We start from the raw sequence: 21506 nt of genomic DNA on the forward strand, positions 1-21506 counted from the left end.
GGGCAGGGACGGCGTAGCCTGGCACCTGTGTACGTGGAGTGGGCGTCGCGGCTGGCGGGAGCGGTCGTGTGGACCAACACCCCGGACCGGGGCGGGGTGGGGCGGGTGCTGCCCGACGGCTGCATGGACCTGCTGTGGCACGAAGGGCGGCTGCTGGTCGCCGGACCCGACACTCACGCGTATCTCCCGGGCGACGGACCCGGTGCCTGGGCCGGGATCCGTTTCTACCCGGGCACGGCTCCGGCGCTCCTCGGCGTACCGGCGCACGAGCTGCGTGACCGCCGCGTCGAGCTGGCGGATCTGTGGCCGGCCTCGGAGGTACGCCGCCTGGCCGACCGTGTGAACGCGGCCCCCGACCCGGCGAGCGGCCTGGAGGAGGTGGCGTTGCGGCAGGCGGCCGGTGCCGAACTCCCGGACCCGGTGCTGCGGCAGGTCGTCACGGCCCTCGACACGGGCCGCCCGGTCGCCGCGACCGCCGACGAACTCGGCCTCGGCGCACGCCAGTTGCACCGCCGTTCACTCGCCGCGTTCGGATACGGCCCCAAGACCCTGGCCCGTATCCTGCGGCTGCGCCGCGCCCTGGCACTGGCCCGGGGCGGTGTGCCCTTCGCGGACACGGCCGTCCGGGCCGGGTACGCCGACCAGGCGCATCTGGCCCGCGACGTCAGGGAGTTGGCGGGCCTGCCGCTGGGCGAGCTACTCGCCGGCCGGGGCTAGCGGGGCGAACAGGTCCACGCCGTTGCCGTCCGGGTCGAGCACGACGGCGTACCGCTGCCCCCAGAAGGCGTCCCAGGGCTTGAGCTCGCCGTGGTACCCGGAGCCCACCAGCTCCTCGTACACCGCGTCCACGTCCGCCGGCCCGTCGCACCGCAGGGCCAGCGAGGCCCGGCCTCCGCCGGCGGGCGGCTCCCACTCGGGGAGGAAGGAGCGGACCGTCTCCTCGGTGTCGAACATCAGCCGGAGCCCGCCGGGCAGTTCCGCCTCGGCGTGCGGCTGGTCCTCGGCGCCGTCCGGGAAGGCGAACCCGAGCCGGCGGTAGAAGGCGACGGACGCGGCCATGTCGGAGACGACCAGGCCGATGGCATCGAATCGTGGGGTCATGGACCCACCGTAGGCAGGCCCGGGGCGGCCGGTCTTGAAGGAAACGGACACCGGGTCCCCTGACCGCACTCCGTACCGGTGTCCGATCCGTTCAAGACCATCTCCCGGCCGCCCCCGTAACGTCGCCGCCATGACGACCACGACACAGCGATCCAGGCACCTCGGCATCCCGATCGACCGCCCCGCCCGCGAGGTCTACGACTATGTCGCCGACCCGGTCGACGTCCCCGGCTGGGCTCCCGGGCTGGCCCGCTCCATCGAGCAGGTGGACGGTCAGTGGGTGGGGGAGTCGCCCATGGGGCGGATCGTGGTCGTGTTCACGCCCAGGAACGAGTTCGGCGTGCTCGACCACGACGTCACCCTGCCCTCGGGGCAGACCGTGCACAATCCGATGCGGGTGATCGCCGACGGCGACGGCTGCGAGGTGGTGTTCACCCTGCGCCGGCGGCCCGGGACGAGCGACGAGGAGTTCCGCCGCGACGGCGAGGCGGTCTCCGCCGACCTCACCGCCCTCAAGCGGCTGATGGAACGGTCCTAGCCCTCCCTAGTCCGCCGTCTCCGACTCGTAGTGGATGGTGCCGTCCTCGTCCATCGTCGGGTGCATCTTCATGGGGCCGTACTCGTCGATGTCCGACGGACGCGGGACTTCCGGCCCGTCGGGGCCCATGCGCAGGAAGCGTTCGACGCGGCAGATCCGGAAGAGGCGGTCGTCGAAGCGGAACTCGTCGGCGCGGTCGAGTGCCTTGTACTCCTCGGCGGCGCGCGCGTACTTCGCCTTCTTGGCCTCGTCGTACCGGTAGAGCAAGGCCCAGATCTCGGACATGCCGTTGTAGAGCAGGCGCCGGGCGTCGTGGGGCGTGGCCATGAGCGTGCCGCAGGGCTGCCAGCCGTGGCGGTCGCGCTCGACCACGCCGAATCCGGTGGGCAGCAGCACGGGCTCGGGGTGAGTGGTCACCGCACGCTCGGAGTCCGCACGGACGTCGTAGGGGAAGCGGGCGCCCGTGTACGCGAAGTCGCTCAGCCCCAGCCGCAGCGCGCCCGCCGCCAGGCCGTCCGGCCGGACCGGGTCGAGGACGAAACCGACGTCCGGGGACGCGGTGTCCTTCGCCCGCTTGTCCCACGACCGCCGCGCCGGCTCCAGGTCGGTGGGGCGTGGCGGCTCGAGACCGTCGTCGCCGCAGCGCGCGAACTCGTCGCCGCGTACGACCCGGTAGCGCACCCCGCACGCCTCCACCTCGTTCACCGGCTCGCGCTCCAGAACCGCGACGGCGGCCAGCAGTTCGCGCCGGACGGCCGGGTCGTCGGTGTCGTCCTTGGCCATGAACCACAGGTGCGAGTGCAGCCCGTCCCGGGCCATCTGCGGCATGCCGTCCGTCACCGGCTTCAGCAGCCGCCACCGCGGTCCCGCGGCGGGATCCTGCGCGGCGACCCCGAAGACCGGCCCGCGCAGCGACAGAGCGGGATAGCGCCGCGAGGCGTCCATCGCGTCGGCCTCCTGTACCCAGGCGCCGGGGTCGTCGCGGCGGACCAACTCCTCCTGGAGAGCGTCGATCTGTTGCTGCCAGTCATCATCCATGTACGCATTGTCCCGGCCGCGAGGAGGGCGCACGAGGCCGGGCGATCCAACGAACGCTGTTGTTGGGAACCGGCGCGGATGCCAGGGAGCCGCCTTCCGGCCCAGCCCGGCCCAAGACGGTCCCGCACGTCCCACGCTCCGCCGGGACACCGCTGCCCGGCGCGTGAGCCGTCCCTGGGCGGTCCGTGGACGCCGGGAAGGCTCGCCCGGTCCAGGGGCCGGACGTGAGGCTGTGCGGTGCCAAACGAGACGAGCCGCCCCAGGGGTGACCCGCGGGGGACGGCGGTTCGGAAAGGAACACCGCATGAGCATGCGCATTCGGGCCATGGCGATGGTGACGGCCGTGTTGCTGGGGGGCGGGGCCACCGGCATCGCCCTGGCACCGGCCGCGAACGCCGCTCCCTACTTCGGCATCGACGGCGGCGGCGCCGTCACCAACGACTGGGAGGACGAGGAGAACCTCGGCGTCGAGGCCTACGCGAGGGGCAACGCCATCGCCCTGTGGGAGACGGTGCTGTGGGCGGACGGCGCCCTGTGGGAGGACGACGAGGGCGAGTGGCGGCCCTTCAAGAAGAGCCAGATCGACGGCTCGTTCGGACCGGAGACCGAGTCGGCCACGCAGTGGTGGCAGAGCCGGCACAACCTCCCCGAGACGGACGGCACCGTCGTCAGCGAGAGCTGGGACTTCGCCCAGACCCGGCTGCAGAGCCTGCCGGGCAACATCGTCCAGTACAAGGGCGACGCGCGGAACGTCAACTTCAAGCGTGTGGGCGGCAAGTACCAGGTGAAGCTCAAGAACGTCGGGCCATGGAAGAACGCGCACTACCGCACGGTCGGCTGAGTGCCCCGACGAGCGGGTGAATCCGGGGTCACCCGCTCCACGTCGGGAGCGCCCACAGCAGCCCCGTCACCAGCACGACGATGACCACGAAGGAGACCAGCGCCGCCGCCCGCCACCGCCGGTACTCGGCACCGGGCGGCGGCGCCGCGACGTCCACCGCCTGCCCCGTCGCACCGCGCGGCCACGTCGCGTCGGCCAGCTCCCACACCGCCAGCAGCCGCGCCTGGTCCGCCCCGGCCACCCGGCACAGCGCCTGCACCGCTCCCCTCGGCGGCTGCTTGGCCCCGCTGAGATACCGCTGCCACGACGACTTGCTGTACGCCGTCCGCCGCGCCAGCTCGGCCAGGCTCAGACCCGTGCGGTCCTTCAGGGACCGCAGTTGCTCGACCAGATGCCGTGCCTCCCTCGGCAGTGCGTCCGGAAGCGGCTGCCAGCGTGTCATGGTCGTCCCCCCACTGCCCGCCGCCACCCCGCCCCCGGGCAACGGCCCCTCCCCACCGCATCGTTCGACGCCCGCCCGTCCGGACCAGTTCCCCGTGGCGACGGGCGCGCGGCGCGCGTAGGGGGTGTGAGCAGACCGGCCGAGCGACCGTCAGAAGACCGGCCGAGCACCGTCAGCGGATGCCGGCGCGCGCGCGTGACGAACGCCCTACGCCCCCGGCGCCGCAGTGCTGGCCCGTTCCACCAACCGTGTCGACAACTCCGTCCGCGTGCTCTCCGGGCGGTGCCCGTCCATCATGCGCAGCAGCGCGCGCAGGGCCGTCGCGGCCATCTCCGACAGCGGCTGGCGGACCGTGGTCAGTGCCGGGGAGGCCCAGCGGGCCTCGGGCAGGTCGTCGAAGCCCACCACACTGACGTCGTGCGGGACCTTCAACCCCCGCTCGGCCAGGGCCTGGTACACCCCCAGCGCCATCCGGTCCGAGCAGACGAAGACGGCTGTCGGCGGCTCGGGCAGGTCGAGCAGTTCCAGCATGCGGCGGTGGGCCAGGCTCTCGTCGAAGCCCGCGTGCCGGACGTACTCGGCACGGTGCCGGATCCCGGCCGACGCGAGCGCCGAGCGGTAACCGGCGACCCGGGCGCTGCTGCACATCGTGCGCCGGTCGCCGGCGACGACGGCGACGCGCTCGTGCCCCAGGGACAGCAGATGCCCGGTGGCCGTCAGACCGCCCTGCCAGTTCGCCGCCCCCACCGAGACCACGCCCTCCGGCGGCTCCTGGACCGGGTCGATCATCACGAACGGGATGCGGTGCTGTTCCAGCCAGGCGTACTGCGAGTCGCTCAGCTCGGCCAGGTTGAACAGGACCCCGGAGGAGCCCCGGGCGACCAGTTTGTCCAGCCAGCCGCGCTCCGGGCGGCCGACCCGGGAGCGGGTCAGGGCCGCCGACACCACGACCTCCAGGCCCGCGTCGTGTGCCGCCTCCTCCACCCCGTGCAGCACCGCGCCGGACCAGGAGCTCTCCAGCGAGTGCACGACCAGGTCGACCAGCCGGGGCGCCTTCGCCGCGTCGAACCGGGGTCTGCGCACGTAGCCGAGCCGGTCGAGTGCCTCCGTCACCCGGCGGCGGGTCTCGGGCGCCACGTCCTCCCGGCCGTTGACCACCTTGGACGCGGTCGGCACCGACACCCCCGCCTCACGGGCCACGACCGCCAGCGTCGGACCTGCCGCCACGCTCGCACTCGCCGTACGGACCATCGGGAACCCACCTCTCCACCGGGCAGAAAGCGCTTCCTACTCTAGGTCTGCGGCAGGACGGCGGGTAGACACATGACCGAAAGCCGGTCATTGACGCCCCGGGCGCGCGGCGCCGGCGGCAGGGCGTCGCAGGCAAGAAGAGCGAGCCGCGGCGATGACGTCTGTCATGTTCAGCGATGACAAGTCGCACTGCCGACGCGGCGGCGCCGGCAGAACACTGGACTTCGCATGAACGGCCGGCGCCCGGAACGGGGGCGTCCCGTACTCACCCGTTCCGGCGCCGCCGTGCGCCCCGCAGGAGGACATCAGATGCGCCGAGCCTTATCCCTCGCCCTCGCCGCCGCCGCGGTGACAGCGACCGCCTTTCCGGGGGTGTCTGTGGCGGCGACGCCGGACACGGTGCGGTGGGGCCCCTGCCCAAAGGACGTCGCCGCGCCCCGTCTCCAGTGCTCGACGCTCGAAGTCCCCCTGGACTACCGGGATCCGGACGGCCGGCGGATAGAGATCGCGATCTCGAGGCTGGCGACCGAGAAACCGTCGCAGCGCCGTGGTGTGTTGCTGACCAATCCCGGCGGTCCCGGCGGCGCGGGGCTCGACTACCCGGCCCTTCTCGCCGCCTCAGGGCTGCCGCGGAAGGTGCTGGACTCCTACGACGTGATCGGCTTCGACCCGCGCGGCGTCGGCCGCAGCACGCCGGTGACCTGCGATCTGACGCCGGAACAGCAGGCACGCGGCAACTTCCCGCCGTACGCGCACACCGCGGCCGACGTCGTGCGGGAGGCGCCGAACGCGCGGGCCACAGCCAGGCAGTGCGCCACCTCACGGACGGCGTGGATGCTGCCCCACACCACCACCGCGAACACCGCGCGCGACATGGACCGGATCCGGGCCGCGCTGGGCGAGCCGAAGCTCTCGTACCTCGGCGCCTCCTACGGCACCTCCCTGGGCGCGGTGTACGCGACGATGTTCCCCGAGCGCGGCGACCGGGTCGTGCTCGACAGCAATCTGGGCCCCGGCGGTTACGACGTCACGGCCATGCGGTCGTTCGCCCGTGGACTGGAGGACCGGTTCCCGGACTTCGCGAAGTTCGCGGCCGCGCACCCCGAGTACGGCCTGGGCACCACACCGGAGCAGGTGACCGCCAAGTTCTTCGATCTCGCGGAGCGGTTGGACTCGAAGCCGGTCCAGGGCATCGACGGCACCGCGTTCCGCGGGTTCACGTTCGAGCGTCTCTACGCCGATGCGCTCATGCCCCGGCTGGCCGAGTTCTGGCAGGCACTCGACACGGACCAGCCTGTGCCGCCCGGGCCGGCCTGGCCGAACCTCGAGAACCTCATGTCCGCGCGTTTCTATGTGATATGCGGCGATACGCGCTGGCCGGAGACGGTCCGGGAGTATCAGCTGAACGTCGCGGCCGACCGGCTGACCTACCCGATGCTGGGCGGGATCACGGCCGGCATCGGACCGTGCGCGTTCTGGCCGGACGAGCGGGTCGAGCCGCCGGTGCGCATCGGTGACCGGGGGCCGTCGAACGTGCTCATGGTGCAGAACGAGCGCGACCCGGCGACACCGCTGGCCGGCGCCCGGAAGCTGCGGGAGGCGTTCGGGAAGCGGGCCACGATGGTGACGGCCGACCAGGGCGGGCACGGTGTCTATCCGTTCGGCCCCAACACCTGCGCGAACGACGCGGTGACGGCGTTCCTGACCACCGGGCAGCGCCCGGCGCGGGACCTGGCCTGCGCGGCGGAGCCGAGCAGCTGACGGGAGCGGAAGCATGTTCAAGGAGTGGCGGCATCGTCGGGCCGTGCGGCGGGTCGAGCCCGGGGACGGGCGAGCGCTGAGGCGCTTTCGCTGGTGGCAGATGCTCACCCGCGCACTGTTCCGTCTCCGGCTGACGAACGAGGACGGCCGGCAGACGGTCTACGCCGTCGACGTCAGGCACCAGAACGCGTCGGACGGCCACGTCAAGGCCCACCTGTACCTCGACGGCAGGCATCACGCCGAGTCCAGAGTCCCCGCCGTCTTCCCCGTCCGGGGCGGCACCGTCGAGGTGAACGCGAGCGGCTTCGGGCTCAAGCGCTGCCACTACGTCACCGCCGAGGGGACCGAGTTCCCGCTCGTTCCCGATCCCGCCTCCGCCGAGGGGCGCCGCGCACGCCTCGACCGGTCGCACCCCGCGCTGAGCCGCTGCATGGGATTCCTCTCGGCGACCGTGCTCGTCATCGGCCTGGTTCTCCTGATCCTTCAGCTCGCCGAGCAGGTAACCCGGGACCCGGAGGGCGTCGCCCGGTACGTCGGGACCTTCATCTCGCCCGTCGATCTGCCGGCATGGGCGAACGCCGTGGTCGGTCTCGTCACCGCGGCGGCCAGCACCGAGCGGGCGTTGCGGCTGCGCTACCACTGGCTGCTCGACGGCGGGGTGGGCTGAGCGACCGTCCGGGTCAGCCGACGGGCGGCATGTCCGTGGGGCTGGAGTCGAGTCCGGGCCGCTTGCCGGCCCAGGCGCCACGGGTGAAGTCCGGGATCTCGACCGGACGGCCCTGCCTCGCCAGGGACGCGGCGCTCAGCGGGACCGCCGCGCACCAGGCGGCCGAGTCGTACACGTCGATGTCGGGCACCAGCCCGGCGCGCATCAGCTGGACGGTCCGCCACTGCAGGACGTAGTCCATGCCGCCGTGACCGCCGTTGTTCGCGGCGTCGTCACCGACCTTGCGCCACAGCCAGTGGTCGTACTCCTTGCGGTAGTCGGCGAAGTCGCGCCAGGTGTGGCCGCCGTGGTCCGGTTCCAGGTAGACGCGCGCGCCGGTCGGGGCGGGCCCGGTGTAGTCCTCGACGATCCCGCGGCTGCCGGCGAGGGTGTTGATCCTGCTGTACGGCCGGGGTGAACTCACGTCGTGCTCCGCCCGGATGACCCTGCCCCGTTCCGTCTCGATGAGGCAGGTGACCAGGTCGCCGTTGATGTAGGTCTCCTTCCAGGACGGGTGGTCCCGGGGGACGAAGCGCTCGCGGTAGTCGGCCAGTCCCCTCGGCGCGGTCGCGGTGGCGGCGAGGGTGGCCATCCGGTCGCCGCGGTTGACGTCCATGGCCGCCGCGATCGGCGCCAGGCCGTGCATGGGGTAGAGGGACGCGGTGCTGCGGGTGTGCCACAGCCGTCGCCAGGAGTCGGTGTAGTACGTGTCGGAGAAGAGGAGTTCACGCAGGTCGTGGAGGTAGCCGCCATGGCCGTCGGTGATGTCGCCGAACACGCCGGCGTGCGCCATCCTCAGCATGGCCAGTTCGTTGCGGCCGTAGCTGCAGTTCTCGGCGAGAAGCAGATGCCCGCGCGTGCGCTCGGAGGTGTCGACCAGGTCCCACAGCTGGCGCAGTTCCGTCGCGACGGGGAGTTCCACCACGGCGTGTCTGCCGCTCAGCAGCGCGGCTCTGCCGTGTTCGTAGTGGAACTCCCAGGGCGTGGCGACATACACGAGGTCGATGTCGTCGCGCCGCAGCATCCGGGCGTAGGAGCCGGCCGATCCGCCGTACTCGGCGGGGCGGGGCTCGCCCTTGCCCGCCAGCCGGTCGGCGGCGCGGCGCGCGCGGTCGGAGCGGATGTCGCAGACGGCGGTCACGGTGCAGCCGGGCACGGCCGCCCAGCCCTCGACCATGCCACCGCCACGGTTGCCCAGGCCGATGACTCCGACGCGGACGGTTCTGTGGGCCTCGAACGGCACACCGATCATCGACTTCTGCCCGGGGCGGCGGCGGGGCGCCTGCCCGGTCGTGGCTGCCGCGGCCGGGGGCGCGGCGGTCATGCCGGCCGCGAGCGCACCGGTGGCGACGGCTCCGCCCAGGAGCAGTCGGCGTGAGACAGCGGGTGTTTCGGACATGACGGCAACACTCCTCGGTGGGGTGGCTCGCATCACTGTCGTGGCACTGTCGGGACTTTCGGGGCATGACTCTGGGGGCTTCGACAGTTGCATGTCAATACGTGCTCGATGGAAAGCAGTTCCGAGCAGGATCGAGCATCGCCTTTCGAAACCCCGAACGCGCCCACGCCCTCAGCCGGGTGTGCAGGTCAGCCGGAACCCCGTGAAGTCCGCCGTGAACGCCGCGTCGACGAGGTCGCGGGCGTGGATGCCCGCCATCGCCCCGGTGAAGCGCAGCCGGGAGCCGTGGTCGTCGGACAGCCGGCTGAAGTCCAGTGCCGGTCCGACCTCCGTACGCACCCCGTCCCGTACGTACCAGAAGCGGGCGTCGGCACCCTCGACCGTCACGCCCAGCGTCACCGGTGCCTCCACCGGTACGTCCACCACCGCGACCTGTCGCGCACCGTCCTCATCCCGCTCCACAAGGCTGAGGACCGTGCGCCCACCCCCGCTCCACTGCTGCCCGCGCTGCGGCTCGCCCTCCGGCTCCGCCCAGGTCAGGTCCAGGCTGAGATACGCCTCCGCGTCGTACCGGAGCACCAGCCCCGCGGCCTGGGTGAAGGTCACCGGCCGTGCGTCGAGGGTTACCTCGGCTTCCGCGCGGTGCTCGGTGACGCGCTGGGCCAGCAGACTGGTCGCCCAGCGGGACTCCGGCCCGTGCCGGCCGCGCAGCCGGATCCAGCCCGGGCGGGCCGTCGTGTCGGCCCAGGACGGGTCCGGCGCCTCGCGCAGCGTGCTCCACGGCCAGGACAGACCCTCGGGCGGGGCGGTGGGCGGCAGCGGGTACGGCCCGGTCGGCACGTCGACGTCCACCGCGGGGTGCCAACCACCCTGGCGCAGCCGGGGCCAGCCCTCCGCGTCCCAGGTCACCGCCTGGATCGCGGTCTCCCTGCCGAGCGTGCAGCGGCGGCCCTTCGGCGTGTGAAGCGGACGGGCCGTCAGATGGCCGAGCAGCCACTGCCCGTCCGGCGTCTCGACCAGCTCGCCGTGCCCGGCCTTCTGCAACGGCACGCTCTCGTCGTCCCGCGTGGTCAGCAGCGGCCGGTCGTCGAGTGCGTACGGCCCGGTCAGCTCCCGGCTGCGGGCCACCCGCACCCCGTGTTCCCAGCCCGTGCCGCCCTCGGCGAGCACCAGGTGGTACCAGCCGTCGTGCCGCAGCAGCTTCGGCCCTCGATCAGCCGGTCGTGCTGGAGCAGCAGACGCGTCTCCCCGACGGGTGTCAGCGTGTCCCGGTCCAGCTCCGTGACGACGATCCCGGCGAACCGCCGCCCTCCCGGCCGGTGGTCGTTCTGCAGGTTCAGCAGCCACAGCCGGCCGTCCTCGTGGAACAGCGCCGGATCGAAGCCATGGCTCGCGACCCGGCGCGGAGCGCTCCACTCGCCGCCCACCTCGGTGGCCGTCGAGACGTACGTGTCGAGATCGAAGTACGGCGTGCCGACCGACCGTACGACGGTGTACGTCACCCAGAACCGCTCCCCGTCCCAGCTCAGCGACGGAGCCCAGACGCCGCCCGAGTCGGGCACCCCGCCAGCGAACCCCCGGGCACCGCCCCCTCGACATGCCCCGCGAACTCCCAGTGGGCCAGGTCGCGGGAGCGGTGGACGGGGATGGTCGGGAACCACTCGAAGGAACTCGTGGCCACGTAGTACCAGTCGCCGACCCTGACCAGGGAGGGGTCGGGCGCGAAGCCGCGGAGGACGGGGTTGTGCAGGACGGTCACGCGAGGACTCCTGGAGCGTCGGTCGCCCTGGGGGCCGCAGGGAGTCAGGGTCACCTGCGGCCCCCAGGAGTCAGGGGATATGGCGAAGGGGGATCACTTGAGGGCGCCGAGCGTCACACCCGACCGCCAGTAGCGGCGCATCGCGACCATCATGATCGCCATCGGCACGATGGACAGCAGCGCGCCGGTCAGTACAAGACCGGTCAGGTCGATGCCGGACTCGAGCCGCGTGCCGGTCCAGTTGTAGAGACCGAGGTTGAGCGTCCAGTTCTCCTTGCCGCGCAGCACGGTCAGCGGGAGGAAGAAGGCGTTCCAGGTGTTCACGAAGGCCAGCAGGAACACCGTCGCGCCGCCCGTCGTCATCATCCGCAGCACGATGCTGAAGAAGATGCGCAACTCGCCGGCGCCGTCGATCCGGGCCGCCTCCAGCAGCTCGTAGGGGATCGTGGCCTCGGTGTACACCTTGGCCAGATACACGCTGAACGGGTTGATGAGGCAGGGGACCAGCATCGCCCACGGGGTGTCCACCATGCCGATCGCCGAGAACAGCAGGTAGAGAGGGAGCGTGAGCAGCGCGATCGGGATCAGGAACGAGCCCACGACACACGCGAAGATCGCGTTGCGGCCCGGGAAGTCGAAGCGGGCCAGTCCGTAACCGGTCGCGAGCGCGATCAGCGTGCCGCCGAGCGAGCCGGCCCCGGCGTACAGCAACGAGTTGGCCGTCCACCGCAGGAAGATGCCGTCCTGGTACGTGAACACCTGATGCAGGTTGTCCCACAGGTGCCAGCCGGAGAACCACAGGCCGTTGCTCTGGTACAGCGCCGTGCGGTCCTTGGTCGCGGCGACGATCAGCCACCACACCGGGAACAGGCTGTAGACGCTCGCCAGGACCAGCCCGACGAGGAGGAAGCGCTGGCCGCCCCGCCCGCGTGCGGCCGGATCCGGACGGGACAGTCGCCGCACGCCCCGGACCTCGGTCCGCTCGGTGGCGGTCCGCTCGGTCAGCGTCATCAGTCGGCCTCCTTCGAGGTGAGCCGGTAGAAGAGGAAGGAGGCGACGCCCAGGATGAGGGCGAGCAGCACCGACAGGGCGGCCGCGTAGTTGTAGTTGCCCGCGTTGAACGCCTGGTTGTAGATGATCATGATCGGGGTGAAGCTGTCGCTGACCGTCTGCGGGGTGATGTTCCGGAACAGCGCCGGCTCATTGAAGATCTGCAGCATCTGGATGATCGACAGCAGTCCCGTGAGGACCAGCGCCCCGCGCACGAACGGGATCTTGATGCTGCGCGCGATCCGCAGCTCGGAGGCGCCGTCGAGCCGGGCCGCCTCGAACAGCTCGCGCGGCACGCCCTGCAGCGCGGAGTAGATGATCACCATGTTGTAGCCGATGCCGTGCCAGGTCAGCAGGTTGCCGATGGACGGCCACACCATCGACGGCGCGAAGAAGTTCCAGTCGAGGCCGAGAGCCTTGCCGATCGGAGTGAGCGGGCCGACGTCCGGGCTGTAGAGGTTGACCCACACGATCGCCGCGACCACGCCGGGGATCATGTACGGCACCAGCAGCAGGATCCGGAACCGGCTCGCCGCCCGGGAGGTGAGCGCGTCCAGGAACAGTGCCAGCAGCAGGCTGACCAGCAGCATGAACGGGATCTGGACACAGGCGAAGAGCACCACCCGCAGGATGGAGTTCATGAACGCCGAGTCGGTCAGGCCCTGCGTGTAGTTGCCGAGCCCGACGAACTCCGTCGTCGCGCCGCCGAGGCCGAGCCCGGACTGCTTCTCGGTGAACAGCGACTCGTAGCCGGCGTAGCCGATGGGGAGCAGATACAGGAAGACGAAGCCGAGCAGGAAGGGCACCGTGAACGCGGCACCCTTCCAGCGCAGGGAGCGAATCATCGAACGCCTCAGCCCTTGACGCTGATGCCGCGGGACTTCAGGTCCTTGACCGTCCACTCCTGCATGTGCGCGAGCAGGTCGGTGACCTTCTCCTGCTTGTTGACGACCTTGGCCCAGCCCGCCTGCAGCTCCGTGAACATCGCGGTCCAGTTGGGCCCGTAGGTCCAGTCGGTGGTGACGGTGCCCAGGCTGTCCGTCACGACCTTCTGCGCCGGCTCGTAGTTCTCGCCGAGCAGCTTCCGCGAGATCGACTCACCGACGTAGGAGCCGCTGTCCTTCAGCGCCGGCATCACGCCGTTTCCGGTCTCCGGGCTCGCCATCGTCTTGACCGCGTCCTGGTTCGTCGACATCCACAGCGCCGCCTTCGCCGCCTGCTCCTGGTTCTCGCACTGCTTGGTCACCAGGGTCACGCTGCCGGTCAGATTCGTACCGGCCGGCGTCTTGGCCGCCTCGCCCTGGTACGTCGGCCAGGGCGCCAGAGCCCAGTCGCCGAAGGACTTGGTGAAGTTCTGCACCATGCCGGCCATCTGCCAGGTGGAGATCTGCCGGGTCGCGGTGGCACCGGTGTCGTAACTGCGCTGCACGGCGGCGTAGTCGGCGAAGGACAGTTTGGCGTTGAGGTCGTTGTCGATGATCTCCTGGATCACCTTGGCGGCCTTGAGGGTGCCCTCGTCCTGGAAGTCCACCTTCCAGGCGTTGCCGTCGATGGCGTACCAGTGCGCCCCGGCCTGCATCGCGAGCACCTCCAGGGTGCTCGGGTCCTCACCGGCGTAATTGGTGATCTTGATGTTGTGCTTCTTCAGCACCTTGCCCGCGGCGATGAAGTCGTCCCAGGTGGCCGGGGGCTTCAGGCCGTACTTCTCGAAGAGGTCGGTGCGGTAGATCGTGAACTGCGGTGCCGAGCTGGTGGGAACGCCGTAGAGCTTGCCCTGCACCTGCGCGCTCGCCCAGGCGCCGGTGTTGAACTCGTCCTTCTCGCCCTCGACGTACCGCGTGATGTCGGCGAGCGCGTCCTGCGACACCCAGCTGGTCACGTACTCGGCGGTGTTCTGCACCAGGCAGGGGGCGTTGCCGGCCTTCACCGCGTTGGTCAGCTGCTTCTGCATGGTCAGCTGGTCGGTGACCTTCGTGTACTTCAGCCGGATGTCCTTGTGCGAGGCGTTGAACGCCTTGACGACCGCCTCCTGGCCGTTGGCCCAGCCCCAGAAGGGAAGGGTGACCGGACCGGACTTCGACGCGGCGTCGTCGCCCGAGCCGCCGCAGGCGGAGAGCAGACCTGTCAGCGCGATGCCCGCGACAGCGGCGGAGGCGAACCTTCTCCGGGGGCTGGTGAAGTTCATCTGACCGTGATCCTTCGGAATAGGACGTTCTCAGAACGAGAGGACGGCGGCGGCTCGGTGGTGCAGGCCGGGAACGGCGGCCGGAAAACCGTCGGCTCGCGGTTGCGGGGGTCGGCCAAGCAGAAGCTGTAGTAAGCGGTTGCTGGGACGGTAGGCGGACGGATCCGCTCAGAGCAAGAGGTGCGCGTCAATTTGTTACGGCGATTCGCCCGGTGGGTTATCACCGGGTGTGCGACGTGCTCCGCCTACTGATGGGTATACGTGCAGGTCAAGGTGCTGTCAGAGTCTGCTGGCCCCGGCACGGCGGGCGCGCGGACGGCGTTGGCGAGAGGCCGTAAAGTCTCCGGAAAACGGTTACGTAACGCTCCGCGCCACGTGACCCCGCGTCATCTGTCTCAGGTGCGCGTAGCCGGCGGCCGCACCGAGTTGCGGACCACGACATGCGTGCCCAGCACCAGATGGTCGCCGTCGGCGCTCTTGCGGCGGCCCGCGCCACCCTCGCGCCGGTCGGCCACCGCGCGCAGCGCGACCCGGCCCATCTCCTCGTACGGCACGTGCACAGTGGTCAGTTGCGGCGTGAGCTGGGAGGCGAGCGGGATGTCGTCGTAGCCGACGATCGACACGTCCTCGGGCACCCGCAGGCCCGCCGCGCGCAGGGCCTGCGCGGCGCCCGCGGCGACCACGTCCGTGCCGGCGAGCACGGCGGTGAAGTCCGGTGTGTCGCGCAGGGCCGCCTCGACCGCCTCGTAGCCGTGCTCGTAGTCGTACGGGCCGTGCCGGACCATGCCCGGGTCGAAGGGCACGCCGTACGCCTCGAAGGCCCGCTGGGCTCCCTTCAACCTGCCCTGGGCGGTGGTCAGTTCCGCATGACCCGGCAGGACGAGGACGCGTCGGTGACCGGCCGAGAGCAGGTGGCTGGCCATCGCGTAGGCGCCGCCCTCGTTGTCGTAGTCGACGGTCGTCGCCGGGACGTCGCCCTCAAGCGGGGGCCTGCCCACGAGGACCAGGTGCGAGCCGGCCGCGTCCAGGGAACGGGCGAAGCGGGCCATGCGCAGCTGGTACTCGTCGTAGTCGTACGCGCCGCCGAGCAGGATCACGGCCGCCACGCCCTGCTGCCGCATCATGTTCACCAGGGCCAGCTCGCGCTCCGGGTCGTCGCCGGTCGTGCCGACCAGGGAGAGCCAGCCGCGCAGTGTGGCGGCACCCTCGACGCCCTTCGCGACGTGCGCGAACGCGGCGCCGGTGATGTTGTTGATGAGGATCGCCACCGTCGGTGTGCCCCCGCCGGCGAGGGAGCGGGCGTGGGCGTTGGTGACGTAGTCCAGGTCCCGGACCACCTTCATCACCCGGCGGCGCAGCTCCTCCGACACCGGGTAGTTGCCGGACAGCACCCGCGAGACGCTGGCCACGGAGACGCCCGCGCGTTCCGCGACGTCGCGGATGGTCGCCCGGCCGGCGTCACTCGTCGCCTTGCGCTGACTCACCCTTGCGGCTCCTTCACGGTAGTGGCCCGGCCTGTCGCCGTCCGGCCGGTGGCGGGCCCTGCCGCGCCGACCGCGGCGGTCGTGCCCGCGCGGTGCGGAAACCGTATCCCATCGTTACTGCAGGGCCGGAGAGCCTGTGGACAGCGGTGGGACGCGGCTGCCCGGTATGACACGCGCCGGAATCGCCCGTCGTGCGGTGACGAGCCGCTTCGCGTGCGCGTGCCGCCGGTCACCGAGGCGTGACGCGGTCTGTGGCGGTGCCTCTCCGGCAGGCACACTGAGTGGCGGTACGGAAGCGCTGGTGGCACGGGGGAGGCGCGATGGACTCGGCTGCGGCGGGTCTGCTGGCGGCAGTTGTGGGCGTGGGCGGCACGCTGGGGTCGGCGTGGCTGACCCAGCGCCGTGGGGACGTGTCCCGCCGCGAGGAGTGGGAACGGCTCGAAGGGACGCGCCGTGCCGAGATCGCCGCCCAGCTGGCGGAGTCGGGCCGGGGGGCCCGCACGGCGGCGTACACGGAGTTCAACGCCGCTGCCCGCCACTATCTGGCGACCCTCAACGACCATTCCCACGTGCTGCGCATCGGGTACGACCCGCAGGAGTCGCTGGCCGCGGTCGAGGCGGCCCGAGTCGACTACCGTCGCCGGCACGCCGAGGCCCAGATGATCGTGCCGGACGTCGTGCTGACGGAGGTGAAGCGGGTGGACAGCGACCTGAATTCCGTCTATGGCGTCCTGGCTCGTCTGACCCGGGGCACCACACGCGAAGGCGACGACATCGAGGGCGTGCGGGACGCGATCAGGAAGGGCTGGCAGGACCTCTCCGGGCTGCGCACCGCGATGCGTGAGGACCTGGGAGTGACGAGGCCGTCCGCGGACTGAGGCTGCTTCGCCGGCCGGCCTCGAGATCTTTCCCCGTCGCCCGGTCGCCCGCCCGTCGACGCCCGGCCGGACCGCACGCCGGATCCCTGCCGTGTCACCGAAGGGCGCGCCTGTCATGGCGGGTCCGCCGGGAGCAGGGCCGGTCTCGCCACGCCGGCACGGCAGGTCGACGGCGTACGCCACGAGCAGCGGGCCCGGGCCTGCCGTGAGCCCGGACGGCCCGCCCGCCACGGCGTCACGCCACCCGCGCCAGATCCGCATGCCGCACCTCGTGCACCGGCGGCACCCCTGCCACCAGGCGCTCCAGTTCCTCCACGACGATGCGGCCGAGCCGTTCCAGTTCGTTGCCGAGGGAGCCCGCGATGTGCGGGGTGAGGAACACGTTGGGCAGTTGGTACAGCGGCGAGCCGGCGGGCAGCGGCTCGGGGTCGGTGACGTCGAGGACCGCGCTGAGCCGGCCCGAGAGCAGCTCACCGGTGAGTGCCTCGTGGTCGACCAGTGCCCCGCGGGCGGTGTTGATGAGCACGCCCCCGTCCCGCACCAGGGCGAGCCGCTCACGGTCGAGCATGTGGTGGGTCTCGGGGATGTCGGGGGCGTGCAGGCTCACGATGTCGCTGCGTCTGAGCAGGTCCTCCAGGGACAGCGACTCGGCACCGAGCGCGGCCGCCTCGGCCGGGCTCACATACGGGTCGTGCAGCAAGACGGTGAGGTCGAACGGCCGCAGCAGCTCCAGCAGCCGGCGACCCACGCGGGACGCCCCGATGACCCCTACGCTCCGGCCGAGGTTGCCGGTCGCGGCCGTCTCGGCGGGGCCCGGATAAGCATGGGTACGGCGGAAGTGCTCCCGGTGGTCGAAGGCGTCCTTGCCCACCAGCAGGATCATCGCGAGCGTGTACTCCGCGACGGGCAGGGCGTTGCCCGTCACCGCGCTGGAGACGGTGACCCCGCGTTCCCACAGGGCGTCGCCGACCAGGGAGCGGACGGAGCCGGCCGCGTGCAGCACGGCGTCCAGCTTCGGGACGGCCGCGAGGACACCGGCGTCCAGGTGCGGGCAGCCCCAGCCGGTGATCAGCACCTCGGCGGATGCCAGGGCACCGGCAGCGGCCGGATCGGCGAAGTCCCGCACCACCAACCCGGGGTCGATGTCGGCCGTGCGCCTCAGTCGCTCCATCAGCGGCGGAGGGAAGAGCAGCGGAAGGTGCACCGGGTCCATCGCGAACACGGTCCGCGGCAGCTGAGGGCTGGGCATGACTCTCCTGGAGCAGAGGACGGAGGACGGAAACTGTTTCAGAAAGCGCCTTCTACCGTAGATCCGCCAGGAAGCGGCGGTCAATCGGCAGGGCCGGGACGGCGATGGAAGGTGCCGGTTCGGTACAACGCCTGTGATGAGCGCAGTTCGTGGCGCGACAGGTGAGGGCGAGGTCGGTGGGAGTGGGGGAGTGCGGTGGGTGCGGTCTGGTGGATCGGGCCCAGGTGGCGATCCCTCCGTACCACGCCACGAGACCCGTGCGGTAGAAATCGATTACTAGGGTTTCGGTGGGGGAGGGCGGAGTCTCTGTGGCCCGCTGTCGATGTCTCGATGCCCGGACAACCTGTTCGACAACCGGTTCCCCAGTTGTTGTCGACGTGTGCGCGCAGACGTCCCTGGTCACGGCGGTCGGGGCGCCCTTCGATGGCCTGATCATGCCGACCGAAAACAGGTATGACCCGCACTGAAGCTGATGACGCCGAGGTTACACAGTCCTTTCGAAAATTCGTCAAGGCCCTTGACGTGCTCTGCTGACCGGAAGAAGCTCTGCCCCACGCACAACAACCGGTTGCTAAGCACGCCGGAAACGCAAGGAGGTGTGCGTTCATGCACCCACGTGCTGGTGCTTCCCTGAGCCGCCGCCGATTCCTCGCCCTCTCGGCAGCGGGCGCCGCGACCGGCGCGGCGACGCTGAGCGGCTGCGCGATGCAGGTCTCCAGCGGCGTCAGCGGCGGCGGCGAGACCGTCACGGTGATGGCCAAGCCCGACGACCTCTCCCCGGAGCTGGTCAGACAGGCCCAGAAGGACATCGGCGTCAAGATCGTCACGGTGCGGTACGACATCACCAAGCTCATCGGGATGATGACCAACGGGGCCCCGCCCGATCTGGTGCGCGGTGTCGGCGCCACGGACGCGCCCTACTTCGCGGCGCGGGACGTCATGGAGGACCTGGATCCCTACTTCACCAGGAGCAGCGTCCTCAAGCTCGACGACCTGGACCCGGTCAACGACCTGTGGCGCTTCGACGGCCGCACCCAGGGCAAGGGCCCCCGCTACGGCATGGCGAAGGACTTCTCCCAGGACTCCATGTTCTGGTACAACACCGCGCTCTACGACCAGGCGGGCGTCGACTACCCGCCGGAGACCGAGCCGGTCACCTTCGAGGAGTGGCTGGAGAACGCCGAGCGTCTCACGCGGCGCAAGAGCGGGCAGACGACCGTCTTCGGCGGCAGCTACAACGGCGTGTCCACGCCCAACCTGCTGGCGAGTCTCGCGGTGGCCGCCGGAGGGAGTCTCTTCACCGACGACTTCGCCCGCATCGACTTCACCACCCCCGAGGCCCGCAAGGCGCTGAACTGGTACATCGAGTACGGCAGGGCCAGGGTCGGCCCCAGCATCGTCCAGCCCGACCCCAACACCTGGGACGGGCCCACCTTCCAGGCGAACCGCATGGCCATGTCGAACTCCGGCTACTGGCTCGGCGGCCTGATCAACTCCGACAAGAAGCTCGCACCGCACGCCCGCCTCGCTCCGGCCCCGGTGTTCGAGGGCGGCCGGCGGATCAGCCCCTGCCAGGCGGGCACCGGCCTGTGGATGCCGAAGAAGGCGAAGAACAAGGACGCCGCCTGGCGGGTCTTCGAGTGGTTCTTCGGCGAGGGACCGGCCAAGGCCCGCGCCGCCGGCGGCTGGGGCATCCCCACCCTGAAGTCCCTGCGCCCGCTGATGCCTGCCCAGGAGGACTACCAGAAGCGGGTGCTCAAGGTGCAGAAAGCCGAGCTGAAGCACTTCTCGGTGATCGCCTACACCCCCTACGCCACGGCGGACTCCCTCTACGCCCTGTTCAACCAGGAGGCCCCGGCCGCGATGAACGGCCACATGTCCGTCGACGCCCTGGCAGGCCGTCTGAACTCGGTCATGAACGAGCAGTTGAAGCGCGGTAAGGAGCAGGTGGGATGACGGTCGACCAGATACCCGTCACGGGGAGCACCGGCCCGGCCGCGCGCGCCGACCGCACGGCACCGGCCCAGCGGCCCCGGCTCTCCATGACAGCGCGCAGGCAGCGCGCCTTCTACCTGTTCACCTCGCCCTGGATCATCGGTTTCCTGCTGCTGACGATCGTGCCGATGGCGTACGCGCTGTGGCTGAGCTTCACCACCTACGACGGCATCTCGCCGCACTGGCGCTATGTCGGCCTCGGCAACTACACCGAGCTGTTCTCCGACCCGCAGACCTGGAACTCCCTGGGCCGCACGGGCCTGTTCGCCCTCACCTCGGTGCCGCTGTCGATCATCGCCGGGCTCGGTCTCGCGGTCCTGGTCAACCGGCCGATCAAGGCGCGCGGACTGTTCCGCACCCTGCTCTATCTGCCGGCCGTGGTGCCCCCGGTCGGCGTGGGCCTCACCTTCAAGGCGCTCTTCGACCAGAACTCCGGTGCCGCCAACGGCGTCATCACCCTCTTCGGCTTCGACGCGCTCGGCTGGCTCGCCGACCCCTACGCCCGCTACGTGCTGCTGATGAGCGTGCTGTGGGCCGCCGGAAACGTCATGATCATCTCGCTGGCCGGGCTCCAGGACGTGCCCCGCGAACTGCACGAGGCCGCCCGCATCGACGGGGCGAGCGCCTGGCGGACCTTCCGCAGCATCACCGTGCCGCTGCTGTCTCCGGTGCTGCTCTTCCAGACGGTGACCGGAGTGATCGCCTCGGTGCAGACCATCATGCCGCTGCTGCTGACACCGGACGGCACGACCGCCGGCGTCACCGCGCTGCCGCAGTCCAACTACCTCTACATGATGCACGTGTTCTCGCAGTACTTCGCGCTCGGCCGCTACGGCTACGCCTCCGCACTGCTGTGGGTGCTCTTCGTCCTGATCCTCATCGTGACCGGACTCATCTTCAAGTTCACGTCCGGAGTCGTGTTCTACAACGTCGACCCGGAGGCGAAGAAGTGACCGCCACCAGCCTGCCCCCGACCTCCGCGCCCCGGGTGCGGGTGCGCGTCAACCGGCTCGTCCTCTACACGGTCCTCGTCGCCCTCACCGGACTGTTCGTCGGCCCCTTCGGCTGGCTGATCCTGTCCGGTCTGAAGACCCCGGCGGAGCTGGCCGCCTCGCCCGTGCACTGGCTGCCCGCCCAGTTCCAGTGGCACAACTTCGCGGACGCCTTCAACCTGATCGACTTCCTCGGCTACGCCCGCAACTCCCTGGTCATCGCCCTGATCTACGCCACGCTCGTCACGCTCAGCTCCGCCTGGGTCGGCTTCGGCTTCGCCCGCCTGGACGCCCCCGGCAAGAAGACGCTGTTCGGCATCCTCATCGGCTCGATGATGCTGCCCCAGATGATCACCCTGCTGCCGACCTACCTCATCTTCGCGAAGCTCGGCATGGTCGACACGTACTGGCCGTGGGTGTTCTGGGGACTGGCCGCCGCCCCCTACCTGGTCTTCCTCTTCCGTCAGTTCTTCGCCGGCCTGCCCCGCGAGCTGGAGGAGGCCGCGATCGTCGACGGCTGCGGCTACGGCACCATCTTCTGGCGGATCTTCCTGCCGCAGTCCTGGCCGGTGCTGTCCGCGAGCTTCGTGATCGCCTTCACCTGGTCCTGGGGCGACTACATCGCCCCACAGCTGCTGCTCTCCACCGACAAGTCCACGCTGGCCGTCGCCGTGATGTCCACCTACGTCACCTCGGCCGGAACGCCCGTCGCCAATCTCCAGGCAGCGGCCTCCGTGATGTACGTCGTGCCGATCCTGCTGATCTTCCTGATCGCCCAGCGCGGTTTCGTCGCCGGCATGTCCACCACCGGCCTGAAGTGACCCCGGCCGTCTCTCG

The 21506-nt window shown here is 70.7% G+C and carries 19 protein-coding genes and 1 pseudogene; 9 read left to right on the top strand and 11 right to left on the bottom strand.

The features are described 5' to 3' along the window. Nucleotides 1–27: 27 nt before the first annotated feature. On the top strand, nucleotides 28–717 hold the full coding sequence (locus ACQEV8_RS34730; RefSeq protein ID WP_432968341.1) for a helix-turn-helix domain-containing protein: 690 nt from the start codon (nucleotides 28–30) through the stop codon (nucleotides 715–717). Here the strand turns inward: ACQEV8_RS34730 and ACQEV8_RS34735 are convergent. Next, nucleotides 697–1101 (bottom strand): VOC family protein, encoded by a 405-nt coding sequence (locus tag ACQEV8_RS34735; protein ID WP_432968344.1) that lies wholly within the window; start codon nucleotides 1099–1101, stop codon nucleotides 697–699. The genes ACQEV8_RS34730 and ACQEV8_RS34735 overlap by 21 nt on opposite strands. A gap of 130 nt (nucleotides 1102–1231) precedes the next feature. Between ACQEV8_RS34735 and ACQEV8_RS34740 the strand changes: the two genes are divergently transcribed. Continuing rightward, complete coding sequence (locus ACQEV8_RS34740) at nucleotides 1232–1639, top strand: SRPBCC family protein (RefSeq protein ID WP_432968347.1); 408 nt, start codon at nucleotides 1232–1234, stop codon at nucleotides 1637–1639. Nucleotides 1640–1645: 6 nt separating this feature from the next. Here ACQEV8_RS34740 and ACQEV8_RS34745 read toward each other — a convergent pair whose 3' ends face one another. Continuing rightward, nucleotides 1646–2677 (bottom strand): DUF5954 family protein, encoded by a 1032-nt coding sequence (locus ACQEV8_RS34745; RefSeq protein WP_432968350.1) that lies wholly within the window; start codon nucleotides 2675–2677, stop codon nucleotides 1646–1648. A gap of 304 nt (nucleotides 2678–2981) precedes the next feature. Between ACQEV8_RS34745 and ACQEV8_RS34750 the strand changes: the two genes are divergently transcribed. After that, nucleotides 2982–3518: a peptidoglycan-binding domain-containing protein gene (locus ACQEV8_RS34750; RefSeq protein ID WP_432968353.1), complete on the top strand. Its 537-nt coding sequence runs from the start codon at nucleotides 2982–2984 to the stop codon at nucleotides 3516–3518. Between the two features lie 28 nt (nucleotides 3519–3546). Here ACQEV8_RS34750 and ACQEV8_RS34755 read toward each other — a convergent pair whose 3' ends face one another. Both ACQEV8_RS34755 and ACQEV8_RS34760 read right to left on the bottom strand, forming a co-directional pair. Next, nucleotides 3547–3960, bottom strand: coding sequence for a helix-turn-helix domain-containing protein (locus tag ACQEV8_RS34755; RefSeq protein ID WP_432968356.1), 414 nt, complete (start codon nucleotides 3958–3960; stop codon nucleotides 3547–3549). A 207-nt stretch (nucleotides 3961–4167) separates the two neighbouring features. Continuing rightward, nucleotides 4168–5211, bottom strand: coding sequence for a LacI family DNA-binding transcriptional regulator (locus ACQEV8_RS34760; protein ID WP_432968360.1), 1044 nt, complete (start codon nucleotides 5209–5211; stop codon nucleotides 4168–4170). A 309-nt stretch (nucleotides 5212–5520) separates the two neighbouring features. Between ACQEV8_RS34760 and ACQEV8_RS34765 the strand changes: the two genes are divergently transcribed. Then, nucleotides 5521–6972, top strand: a complete 1452-nt coding sequence (locus ACQEV8_RS34765) for an alpha/beta hydrolase (RefSeq protein ID WP_432968363.1) — start codon at nucleotides 5521–5523, stop codon at nucleotides 6970–6972. Nucleotides 6973–6985: 13 nt separating this feature from the next. Continuing rightward, nucleotides 6986–7639 carry a hypothetical protein gene (locus ACQEV8_RS34770; protein ID WP_432968366.1) on the top strand — a complete coding sequence of 218 codons (654 nt, stop codon included), beginning with the start codon at nucleotides 6986–6988 and terminating at the stop codon, nucleotides 7637–7639. Between the two features lie 13 nt (nucleotides 7640–7652). Here the strand turns inward: ACQEV8_RS34770 and ACQEV8_RS34775 are convergent, their stop codons facing one another. The 6 genes and pseudogenes from ACQEV8_RS34775 to ACQEV8_RS34800 form a co-directional block, all read right to left on the bottom strand. Further along, the gene (locus tag ACQEV8_RS34775) at nucleotides 7653–9077 is read right to left on the bottom strand and encodes a Gfo/Idh/MocA family protein (protein WP_432968369.1); all 1425 of its coding nucleotides are present in this window, start codon (nucleotides 9075–9077) and stop codon (nucleotides 7653–7655) included. A gap of 171 nt (nucleotides 9078–9248) precedes the next feature. Next, nucleotides 9249–10836: pseudogene (locus ACQEV8_RS34780) on the bottom strand (family 43 glycosylhydrolase). Nucleotides 10837–10929: 93 nt separating this feature from the next. After that, on the bottom strand, nucleotides 10930–11847 hold the full coding sequence (locus tag ACQEV8_RS34785) for a carbohydrate ABC transporter permease (RefSeq protein WP_432968372.1): 918 nt from the start codon (nucleotides 11845–11847) through the stop codon (nucleotides 10930–10932). After that, nucleotides 11847–12731: a carbohydrate ABC transporter permease gene (locus ACQEV8_RS34790; RefSeq protein WP_432968375.1), complete on the bottom strand. Its 885-nt coding sequence runs from the start codon at nucleotides 12729–12731 to the stop codon at nucleotides 11847–11849. The genes ACQEV8_RS34785 and ACQEV8_RS34790 overlap by 1 nt, the downstream gene beginning before the upstream one ends. 8 nt (nucleotides 12732–12739) lie before the next feature. Continuing rightward, entirely contained in the window at nucleotides 12740–14071 is a 1332-nt protein-coding gene (locus ACQEV8_RS34795; RefSeq protein WP_432968378.1) for an ABC transporter substrate-binding protein, read from the bottom strand. A gap of 395 nt (nucleotides 14072–14466) precedes the next feature. Further along, entirely contained in the window at nucleotides 14467–15555 is a 1089-nt protein-coding gene (locus ACQEV8_RS34800) for a LacI family DNA-binding transcriptional regulator (RefSeq protein WP_432968381.1), read from the bottom strand. Between the two features lie 320 nt (nucleotides 15556–15875). On the opposite strand from ACQEV8_RS34800, the gene ACQEV8_RS34805 reads away from it, so the two are divergent. Further along, nucleotides 15876–16433 (top strand): hypothetical protein, encoded by a 558-nt coding sequence (locus ACQEV8_RS34805; protein ID WP_432968384.1) that lies wholly within the window; start codon nucleotides 15876–15878, stop codon nucleotides 16431–16433. 235 nt (nucleotides 16434–16668) lie between these two features. On the opposite strand, the gene ACQEV8_RS34810 is transcribed toward ACQEV8_RS34805, so the two are convergent. Next, on the bottom strand, nucleotides 16669–17682 hold the full coding sequence (locus ACQEV8_RS34810; protein WP_432968387.1) for a hydroxyacid dehydrogenase: 1014 nt from the start codon (nucleotides 17680–17682) through the stop codon (nucleotides 16669–16671). Between the two features lie 606 nt (nucleotides 17683–18288). On the opposite strand from ACQEV8_RS34810, the gene ACQEV8_RS34815 reads away from it, so the two are divergent. From ACQEV8_RS34815 to ACQEV8_RS34825, 3 genes are read left to right on the top strand one after another with little or no spacing between them, the layout of a single operon-like run. Further along, on the top strand, nucleotides 18289–19638 hold the full coding sequence (locus ACQEV8_RS34815; RefSeq protein ID WP_432968390.1) for an extracellular solute-binding protein: 1350 nt from the start codon (nucleotides 18289–18291) through the stop codon (nucleotides 19636–19638). Next, a complete protein-coding gene (locus ACQEV8_RS34820) occupies nucleotides 19635–20630 on the top strand; it encodes a carbohydrate ABC transporter permease (RefSeq protein WP_432968393.1) in 996 nt (331 codons plus the stop codon). The genes ACQEV8_RS34815 and ACQEV8_RS34820 overlap by 4 nt, the downstream gene beginning before the upstream one ends. Further along, on the top strand, nucleotides 20627–21490 hold the full coding sequence (locus tag ACQEV8_RS34825) for a carbohydrate ABC transporter permease (RefSeq protein ID WP_432968396.1): 864 nt from the start codon (nucleotides 20627–20629) through the stop codon (nucleotides 21488–21490). Before ACQEV8_RS34820 ends, ACQEV8_RS34825 begins: the two co-directional genes overlap by 4 nt. The last annotated feature ends 16 nt before the right edge of the window (nucleotides 21491–21506 follow it).

It is taken from the genome of Streptomyces sp. CA-179760 (assembly GCF_050937045.1).
GTDB lineage: Bacteria > Actinomycetota > Actinomycetes > Streptomycetales > Streptomycetaceae > Streptomyces.